The sequence below is a fragment of the Trebonia sp. genome (assembly GCF_049794275.1).
GTDB lineage: Bacteria > Actinomycetota > Actinomycetes > Streptosporangiales > Streptosporangiaceae > Trebonia.
Map to the genome: position 1 here is coordinate 1 of NZ_JBARCR010001208.1, position 5872 is coordinate 5872.

7 protein-coding genes are annotated in these 5872 nt (G+C 69.8%); 4 read left to right on the forward strand and 3 right to left on the reverse strand.

Annotated elements, in window-relative coordinates; all coding sequences use genetic code 11:
* Positions 1-851 (reverse strand): sensor histidine kinase (locus WA805_RS29740; protein ID WP_425243981.1); only part of this gene is annotated, 851 nt, incomplete at its 3' end.
* A 145-nt stretch (positions 852-996) separates the two neighbouring features.
* On the opposite strand from WA805_RS29740, the gene WA805_RS29745 reads away from it, so the two are divergent.
* Genes WA805_RS29745 through WA805_RS29760 form a run of 4 tightly spaced genes read left to right on the forward strand, consistent with a single transcriptional unit; the run spans position 997 to position 4596 of the window.
* A complete protein-coding gene (locus WA805_RS29745; RefSeq protein WP_422275219.1) occupies positions 997-1953 on the forward strand; it encodes an ABC transporter ATP-binding protein in 957 nt (318 codons plus the stop codon).
* Positions 1943-2917, forward strand: coding sequence for an ABC transporter permease (locus WA805_RS29750; protein ID WP_422323493.1), 975 nt, complete (start codon positions 1943-1945; stop codon positions 2915-2917). Before WA805_RS29745 ends, WA805_RS29750 begins: the two co-directional genes overlap by 11 nt.
* The gene (locus tag WA805_RS29755) at positions 2914-3861 is read left to right on the forward strand and encodes an ABC transporter ATP-binding protein (protein WP_422288609.1); all 948 of its coding nucleotides are present in this window, start codon (positions 2914-2916) and stop codon (positions 3859-3861) included. Before WA805_RS29750 ends, WA805_RS29755 begins: the two co-directional genes overlap by 4 nt.
* Positions 3862-3867: 6 nt before the next feature.
* Positions 3868-4596, forward strand: coding sequence for an ABC transporter permease subunit (locus WA805_RS29760; protein WP_422288608.1), 729 nt, complete (start codon positions 3868-3870; stop codon positions 4594-4596).
* A gap of 87 nt (positions 4597-4683) precedes the next feature.
* Here the strand turns inward: WA805_RS29760 and dhaK are convergent, their stop codons facing one another.
* Positions 4684-5679, reverse strand: coding sequence for a dihydroxyacetone kinase subunit DhaK (dhaK, locus tag WA805_RS29765; RefSeq protein ID WP_422288607.1), 996 nt, complete (start codon positions 5677-5679; stop codon positions 4684-4686).
* A gap of 17 nt (positions 5680-5696) precedes the next feature.
* Positions 5697-5872, reverse strand: a 176-nt coding sequence (locus tag WA805_RS29770; protein ID WP_425243982.1) for a DAK2 domain-containing protein, incomplete at its 5' end; no start/stop codon positions are given.

Here is a 5872-nt window from a genome sequence, read left to right on the forward strand (position 1 = left end):
GTCACGGCGGGCGCGGGCGCCGCCGCCGCGTCCTGCTGGCGCAGCACCCCCAGCATCCGGCGCATCTCCTCGAGCGCGTCCCTGCTGGTGGCCTGTATCGCGCCGAGGGCGTCGCGCGCGTCGGAGGGGCTGCTGTCGATGACGTACTGCCCGTAGCCGGCCTGCACGGCGATGACGCTCATGCTGTGCGCTACGACGTCGTGCAGTTCCCTGGCGATCCGCAGCCGCTCTTCGGCCACGGCGCTGCTCGTGGCCTGTTCCTGCAGCATCTGGGCGTACAGCCGCCGCTGCCGCATCGAGTAGCCGGCTATCCAGCAGACGATCAGGGCGAATGCGGCGGGGATCAGCAAGCCCGCGGCGCCGCTGTTGCGGCTGACCCGGTGGTCGGCGAGCATGATGAGCACCATCACGGCGAGCGCCAGCCCCAGCGCGGCGCCGCTGGTCCGCCGGTTGCTGGTGGCTGTCACCAGGTAGAGCACGTAGGCGGCGGCCAGGAACACGACCCCAGGGGCGAAGCCCTCGGCGGCGAGCAGCACGGCGAGGATGATGAGGGCGCCGAAGGCGGCGACCGGGGCAAGGCGGCGCAGCGCCACCGGCACGAAGACAGCCACGCCGAGCAGCAGCACGGCGGGCACCGCGACAATGCCGGGACGTTGCCCCACGAGGGCCATCTCGGCGACCGCGGCCAGCCCTCCGGCCACGCAGTCGAGCGCGATCCAGTGCCCGCGCCGCATCCGCTTGGTCAGCGGCGGGCGGGGCGGCCGGGATCGCCGCCCCGGCCCCGCGTCCGGGTATGCCGGCAGCGGGGCCGATTCACGGCGCGGGTAGGACGTGTCGCCTTCGGAGACCACAGACCTACGGTAACCGCAGATCGCCGACCGTGCCTCATCCCGGGGGCGTAGCCCGCGAAGCGTATCCGGCGCGGCCGGCTTTTCACCACGGAGGGGGACGCTCAGCGGCCGCGCGCCTGGGAGGCTTAGCGCCATGATCCCCTCATTGCCTGACGGGGAAGCCGCGGCGGTCATCGAGACGGCCGCGCTGTCCAAGGTGTACCCGGGCGACGTCACCGCCCTGGACGGCCTCACCGTCAGTTTCGCGCCCGGCGTCACCGGGCTGATCGGCGCCAACGGCGCAGGGAAATCCACGCTCATCAAGGTCCTCCTCGGCCTGCTCGACCCGACCCAGGGCATGGCGAAGGTGCTCGGCCTGGACTGCGTCAAGGACGGCATGCGGATCCGCCAGCTCGTCGGCTACATGCCCGAGCACGACTGCCTGCCGCCGGACGTCTCGGCGACCGAGTTCGTCACGCACATGGGCCGCATGTCCGGGCTGCCGGCCACCTCGGCCCGGGAGCGCGCCGCCGAGGCGCTGCGGCACGTCGGCCTGTACGAGGAGCGGTACCGCCAGATCGGCGGCTACTCAACCGGCATGAAGCAGCGGGTGAAGCTCGCCCAGGCGCTGGTCGGCGATCCGAGGCTGGTGCTGCTCGATGAGCCGACCAATGGGCTCGACCCCGCCGGCCGCAACGCGATGCTCGAGCTGATCGCGACGATCGGCGAGGAGTTCGGCATCTCGATCGTGGTCGCCTCGCACCTGCTCGGCGAGATCGAGCGGATCTGCGATCACCTGGTCGCCATCGAGGCGGGCCGCCTGCTGCGGGCGGACACGATCGACACCTTCACCAAGGCCAGCCAGACGCTGGTCGTCGAGGTGGAGGAGGGCCTGGCGAGGCTGGAGAGGGAATTGACCCGCCGCGGCCTGCGGCCGCGGGCCTACCAGCGCAGCCTGCTGGTGCCCATCGGCGGCGACGACACCTACGACGCGGTGCGGGACAGCGTCGCCGACCTCGGCCTGCCGCTGAGCCGCCTGGAGCGGCGTCGGCACCAGGTCGAGGAACTGTTCCGCGATGACACCGCGGACATGACCCCCCTGGAGGCGGCAGATGCCGGCTGACACTCCTACCGCAACGACCGGCGCCGCGGCCGGCGTTATCCACGACCTCGGCTACCGCCGCTACGACGGCCCGCGGCTTGGCCGCGCGCAGATGGTCCGGGCGCTGGCCTGGCACAGCTTCCGGTCGGCCTTCGGCTTCGGCCGGGGCGCGAAGGCCAAGATCGTACCGGTGATCGCCTTTGTCGCGCTGCTCCTCCCCGCGGTGGTCAACGCGGCCTCGCTGGCCAATGGGAACGGGCAGCTGGTTTTCTACGACACCTACCAGCCGGTCCTGCGCGACCTCGTGATGACGATCTTCGTCGCCGTGCAGGCCCCCGAGCTCGTCTCCCGCGACCTGCGCAGCCGCGTGCTCCCGCTGTATTTCGCCCGGCCGATCAAGACCTCCGACTATCCGCTCGCGAAGTACCTCGCGTTCACCGCCGCGTGCGCCGTGATGATCGAGGTCCCGCTGCTGGTGCTCTACCTGGGCACGATCGTCAACGCGCACGGCGGCGCCGCGGTCTGGGCGCAGACGAGGGAGTTCATTCCCGGGCTGCTCGTCGGGCTGATGTGGGCGGTGGTGCTGGCCGCGATCAGCCTGTTCCTCGCGAGCCTGACCGGCCGCCGGGCCTTCGCGACCGGCACGGTGGCGATCTTCTTCCTGGCCACGTACACGCTCGCGGAGATCCTGCTGCAAGTGGAGAACCACGGCATCCGCCAGCAGCAAGCCCAGTCGATCCAGAACGCGGGCCACTTCGTAGCCCCGGCGGTGCCCATGGCGGAGAAGGTGTCCGGGCTGTTCAGCCCCTTCACGCTGTTTGACGGGGTGCGGATGTGGCTGAGCGGCCACGGCACCGGCCAGAGCGACAACGTGCTCTACCCCGGCAGCTTCGGCGCCGTTTACGCCCTCGTCCTCCTCGTCCTGCTGGGGGCGTGCCTGACCGGCTTGTTCGCCCGATACCGGAAGGCGGCGCGCCTGTCATGAGCGGCATCGAACTGACCAGCGTCAGCCGCTGGTACGGCAACGTGGTGGCGGTCAACGACATCACGATGACCATCGGCCCCGGCGTCACCGGGCTGCTCGGCCCGAACGGCGCGGGCAAGTCCACGATCCTGCACATGATCGCCGGGTTCCTGGCCCCGTCCAAGGGCACGCTCACCATCGGTGGCAAGCCGAGCTGGGAAAACCCGGAGATCTACCGGAGCCTCGGCCTGGTCCCCGAACGCGACTCCGTCTACGCCTTCCTCACCGGCGAGCAGTTCGTGAACGCGACGGCGAAGCTGCACAAGCTCCCCGACCCGGACGCCGCGACGCACCGCGCCATCGAGATGACCGACATGGCGGCGGCGAAAGACCGGCGGATCGCCACCTACTCCAAGGGCATGCGGCAGCGGATCAAGGTCGCTGCCGCCCTGGTCCACGACCCGGAGATCCTGCTGCTCGACGAGCCGTTCAACGGTATGGACCCCCGGCAGCGGCTGCACATGATGGACCTGCTCGGCAAGCTCGGGGCAGAAGGCCGCGTCATCCTCTTCAGCTCTCACATCCTCGAAGAGGTGGAGAAGGTGTCCGGCACGATCCAGGTGATGGTCGCCGGGCGGCTCGCCGCGTCCGGGGACTTCCGCGCGATCAGGCGGCTGATGACGAGCCGCCCGCACGTGTTCAACGTCCGGTCCTCGGACGACAGGAAGCTCGCCGCCGTGCTCGTCGGCCAGCCGTACACCAACGCCGTCGAGTTCACCGGCCGGGGGAGCCTGCAGGTGCGGACGAGCGACTTCGGCGCGTTCTGCGCTCAGATCGCGGTGCTCACCAGGGAGAACGGCATCGCACTCCGCGAGCTGCTGCCTACCGACGAGTCGCTGGAAAGCGTCTTCGGCTATCTGATCGCAGGCTCGAGCTCGAGCTCGGCCCAAGGCCAAGGGAGCTGACCCGGCATGTCCGGATTCTTCAACCCGGTGATCGCGTCGATCACCGTCCGCGCGACGCTCGGCCGCAGGCGCGCCCTGCTGTTCGCGATCCCCGCGGTGGTCCTTATCGCGCTCACGCTGGCGGTGCGGGCGACCCACCCGGCCGGCTCCTCGTGGGAGGCGCAGATCCTCGGAGACTTCGGCTTCTCCGTGCTGCTCCCGCTCCTCGCGCTGATCATCGGCACCGGGGTGCTCGGCGCCGAGATCGACGACGGCAGCGCGATCCACCTGCTGGCCACGCCTGTCCGCCGCGGCTCGATCGTGCTGACCAAATGGGTGGTCGCCGCGGTGCTGACGATGCTGTTCGCCGCCGTCCCCGAGCTGATCGCGGGCCTGCTCGCGCCCAACAGCGGCAAGCTCGCGTTCGCCCTGTTCGTCGGCGCCCTGGTCGGCTCGGTGATCTACACCGCGGTGTTCGTGATGGCCTCGGTGCTTACCACTCGCGCGATCGCGGCCGGCTTGCTGTACGTGCTGATCTGGGAGGGGTTGCTCGGCAACATCGTCGGCGGCGCCCGCATCCTGTCGATCGCGCACTACTCGCTCGGCATCGCCAACGCCATCTACCCCGATAAGGACCTCAACGCCGGCCTCGGGCTGAGCACCTCGCTGGTGCTCGGCATCGTGGTCACGGTCGGCGCGCTGGTCCTCGCCTCCCGCCGCCTGTCGTCCTTCGCCATCAAGGGGGAGCCTGCGTGATTTCATCCCGAACGTGCGCGTTTCTCCGCCCGAGGCCCCACGGCGGAGCTTCCGGGTGCCGTGACCGGCACCCGGAAGCTTCCGCGCTCAGAAGGTGCGGATCGCGATCTCGGCCGGTGCCGAGAGCAGGCCGACGATCTCGTCGTCCAGGCGGCTCAGCGTGATCGAGCAGCCCGCCATGTCCAGCGACGTGCAGTACTCGCCGACGTAGGACCTGCCGACGCGGATGCCGCGCTTAGCCAGCTGCTCGTGGGCGTACCCGTAGAGCAGGTACAGCTCGCTGATCGGGGTGCCGCCGAGGCCGTTGATCATCAGCGCCACGGTGTCACCTGATGTGAACGGCAGGTCGGACACCACGGCCTCGAGCAGCTCGTCGACGATCGCGTTCGCGCTGGCCAGCTTCTCACGGCGGCGGCCAGGCTCGCCGTGGATGCCGACGCCCATCTCCATCTCGTCGTCGCCGAGTTCGAACAGCGGCGAGCCCTTGGCAGGCGGCGTGCACGAGGTGAGCGCCATTCCCATCGTCCTGGTGACGGAGTTGACCCTGTTGCCGATCCGCAGCAGTTCGTCCAGGTCGGCGCCCTGCTCGGACGCGGCGCCCACCGTCTTGATCACGAAGAAGTTGCCCGCTACGCCGCGCCGCCCCACCGTGTAGGTGGAGTCCTTCACGGCCACGTCGTCGTCGACGAGGAGCGTGCCGATCGTGACGCCGTCGGCCTCGGCCATCTCCTGGCCCATCTCGAAGGCCATCCGGTCACCGGTGTAGTTGTTGATGATGTGCAGCACGCCCTTGGGGGACGCGAGCAGCTTGCTTGTCTCGTACACGTAGTCCATCGGCGGGGCGGCGAAGACGTCGCCGGGGCACGCGGCGTCCAGCATGCCCTTGCCCACGATCATCACGTGCGCGGGCTCGTGCCCGGACCCGGACCCCTGGATCACGGAGACCTTGTCGTCGCGCGGCGCGTCCGTCCTCATGATCAGGTTGTACTCGGGGACGTAGCGCAGCGTGTCGGGGTTCGCCAGCGCGATGCCCTTGAGCATCTCGGGGACGAATTGTCTCGGGTCATTGACGAATTTCTTCACGACAGTGCCTCCATTGGTCACAGTTCCGCTGAACGCTTCGCCCACTGGTCGGCGAGCGCCTCGAACATGACGGCTACGGCCACGGCACCCGCGTCCAGGGTGCCGATGCTGCGCTCGCCGGTGTACGCGGCACGGCCGCGTTTCGCGATCATCGGGCGGGTGGCTTCGGCCCGCTCGCGTGCGGTGGACGCTG

Excerpts from the sequence above, each read along its gene's own strand:
- WA805_RS29755 (WP_422288609.1), top strand. The coding sequence starts at position 2,914 with ATGAGCGGCATCGAACTGACCAGCGTCAGCCGCTGGTACGGCAACGTG.
- WA805_RS29750 (WP_422323493.1), top strand. The coding sequence starts at position 1,943 with ATGCCGGCTGACACTCCTACCGCAACGACCGGCGCCGCGGCCGGCGTT.
- WA805_RS29760 (WP_422288608.1), top strand. The coding sequence starts at position 3,868 with ATGTCCGGATTCTTCAACCCGGTGATCGCGTCGATCACCGTCCGCGCG.